Here is a 3,076-nt window from a genome sequence, read left to right as displayed (position 1 = left end):
ATAGCTTAATTACCATTATCTAGTACAATAATAGTAGCGAATTAGTACTTATGGAAAGAAGGGAATAGATAGTGCAAGAGATAAAAAGTTTATGTTTTTTAAATATGACTATCTCCATTTAAAAGTACTTTATTATTTTACAAATTTTAATAAGAGAAATTAGCATATGCCAAAATAATTTGATTAAATCGAACAACTAGACAGGGAGATATTAAGAGCTTATGGACAAAGAACTAATTGTGAATTCAGGTAATGGAAATTTATTAAGTGAATTAGTACAGGCGATTAGAGAGTGTGAAAGATTTTATTTTAGTGTTGCATTTGTTAATTTTAGTGGATTGCAGTTGCTCTTAGATTCATTAAAGGAAGCGGAAAGGAATGGTATAAAAGGGAAGATTATTACGTCTACTTACTTGAATTTTACGGAAGGAAAAGCTTTAAGAAAAATTAATGAATTCAATAATATTGATCTAAAAGTATATGTTACAGATAAAGAAACAGGATTTCATACGAAGGCATATATATTCGAAAATAAAGAGAACTATAAGGTCATTATTGGTTCATCTAATATAACTCAGAGTGCATTAAAAAGTAATGTAGAATGGAATGTGAAACTTGTCTCTAAGGAGAATACTCCTTTTATCCATAATGTTAAAAAGGAATATGATCATTTATGGGATATAACGACAGATGCTGATGACCAATTTATTGATGACTATGAGAAGTTTGTAAATTCTATTATCAGTTATACTGGCAAAAAGCCTCAGCTTATATATGAACAAAGTGAGTATATCATTCCTAATAGAATGCAAAAAAGAGCAATGGAAAATCTTAATAGATTACGTTCTTTCGGTGAAAAAAGGGCATTGGTTATTGCTGCTACTGGTACCGGTAAGACTTATATGTCCGCTTTCGATATAAAACAATATGAGCCAAAACGAATGTTGTTTATTGTACATAGAGAAGAAATATTGAAGAAGGCTAAAGAAACGTTTGAAAAACTATTACCAAATGAGAACTTTAAATTTGGTTTATTAACAGGAAATCATAAAGATAAAAATGCTGATTACATATTTACTACGATCCAGACTTTATCCAAATGCTATAGTGAGTTTAGTAAAGATCATTTTGATTACATTATTTTCGATGAAGCGCATCATGCAACTAGTAATAGTTATCAATCGGTCATACAATATTTTGATCCAGAATTTACACTTGGAATGACAGCTACTCCAGAGAGAACAGATAATCAAAATGTTTTTGATCTTTTTGACAATAATGTTGCCATTGAAGTACGACTACATGAGGCGTTAGATGATGAATTAGTTGTTCCTTTTCATTATTTTGGAATCACGGATATAGAAGAAGTTGATTTAAGTAATGTCGATATTAATGATATTACTGAGATAACGAAAAGATTAAAAGTTAATGAGCGAGTAGATTTTATTATTGAGAAAATGCGTTTTTATCAGCATGACGGACAAAAAAGAAAGTGTTTAGGTTTCTGTGCTAGTATAGAACATGCAAGATATATGACAGAAGAATTCAACAAAAGAGGCTATAAAAGTGCATGTTTAACTGGAGAAATGAGTGTTGATCAAAGGGCTCATTATATAAATAAATTAGAAGACGATGCTGATGAATTAGAAGTTATTTTTTCGGTAGATATTTTTAATGAAGGAGTAGATATTCCTACGGTAAATACGGTGTTAATGTTAAGACCAACTAATTCTCCAATTGTATTTATTCAACAATTAGGTAGAGGGTTAAGAAAGTATGAGGGGAAAAGCTTTCTTACAGTATTGGATTTTATCGGAAATCATAATAAAACTTTTTTAATTGCTATCGCTTTAAATGGAAGTAGATATTACGATAAAGAAAGCTTAAAGGTTGCTATTACAACAAGTTTTGCTAATATACCAGGTAGTACACATATACAAATGGATCGAATTTCTCAAGAAAGAATCCTAGCACAAATTGACAGAGAGAACTTTAATTCTATGAAGTATTTAAAAGAAGAATATTATGAATTTAAGAAGCTTAACAGTGGTAAAATCCCCTACCTTTTAGTGGATTATTTAAAATATGATGGATCACCTGATCCAATCAAATTTATTGATAAAGAAAAAAGTTATCTTCAATTTGTTGCGAAAGTAGAAAAAGATATTAAGCTTAAAGAATTACTAATGGATATTAATTTTGAAAGTGTATTAAAAGAGTTATCCAGTAAACTTCCCCTTAAACGGATATATGAGTTTGTTATATTAAAAAATTTGCTAGAAACAAATGAAATTACTCTAGAAGATGCAAAACAGGAAATTTTGAAGTATGTAGAAAGAGTGGATGACGATAGTATTATACATGCTTTTGAAAATTTAAACCAAAATTATTATGATTCTATGCAAAAGAAAGGAAAGCTTCAACTTTGTATTTATGAGAATAATAAATTAGTAAAAACAGAGTCTTTTAAGCGAATATTGGAAAAGGAACCATTTCGAATATATGTAGAAGACTGTATAATGTATGGGATTTTTCGATATGAAAAGGAATTTAAAGAAACGTATTATGGTATCCCACATTTTAAATTATATGAACAATATCAAATGATAGATGCTGCTTTATTATCTAATTATCGCAAAATCCATAGTTCCTTTAGAGGGTCGGGACTTCTAACAAATGGTAATGAGTATTTTCTTTATATAGATCTTCATAAGGAGAAGGATATTAAAGAAAGTATCAATTATAAAGATAAAATAATTGATGAGAATACCTTCCAATGGCAAACACCAAATAGTACTAGTCAAAGTTCTGATAGAGGAAAAAATATTATTTATAATAAAGAGAGGCGGATACATTTACATTTATTTATTCGTAAATATAAAGAGATAGATGGGAAAACAGAACCTTATATTTATATAGGGAAAGGGAATACCATAGAATTCGAAGGAGATAAACCAATTACTGTGATTATGGAGTTGGAACATACATTACCAACTAGGATTTATAATGAGTTTGTAGTAAAGGTATAAAAAAATGCTAGGATGAAATCCTAGCATCAGCTTGTTGACAAAAGGAA

1 protein-coding gene is annotated in these 3,076 nt (G+C 29.0%); it reads left to right on the top strand.

Annotated elements, in window-relative coordinates; genetic code table 11:
- Window positions 1-221: 221 nt before the first annotated feature.
- The gene (locus tag B3N22_RS23510; RefSeq protein ID WP_286911110.1) at window positions 222-3,029 is read left to right on the top strand and encodes a DEAD/DEAH box helicase; all 2,808 of its coding nucleotides are present in this window, start codon (window positions 222-224) and stop codon (window positions 3,027-3,029) included.
- The last annotated feature ends 47 nt before the right edge of the window (window positions 3,030-3,076 follow it).

The organism is Clostridium sp. UBA1652, assembly GCF_002320975.1.
Classification (GTDB): Bacteria; Bacillota; Clostridia; order Clostridiales; family Clostridiaceae; genus Clostridium_T; species Clostridium_T intestinale.
This window is presented reverse-complemented; position numbering and strand designations above follow the sequence as displayed.

What these genes read in the sequence shown, in the direction of transcription:
- B3N22_RS23510 (WP_286911110.1), top strand. Translation starts at nt 222, where the DNA reads ATGGACAAAGAACTAATTGTGAATTCAGGTAATGGAAATTTATTAAGT.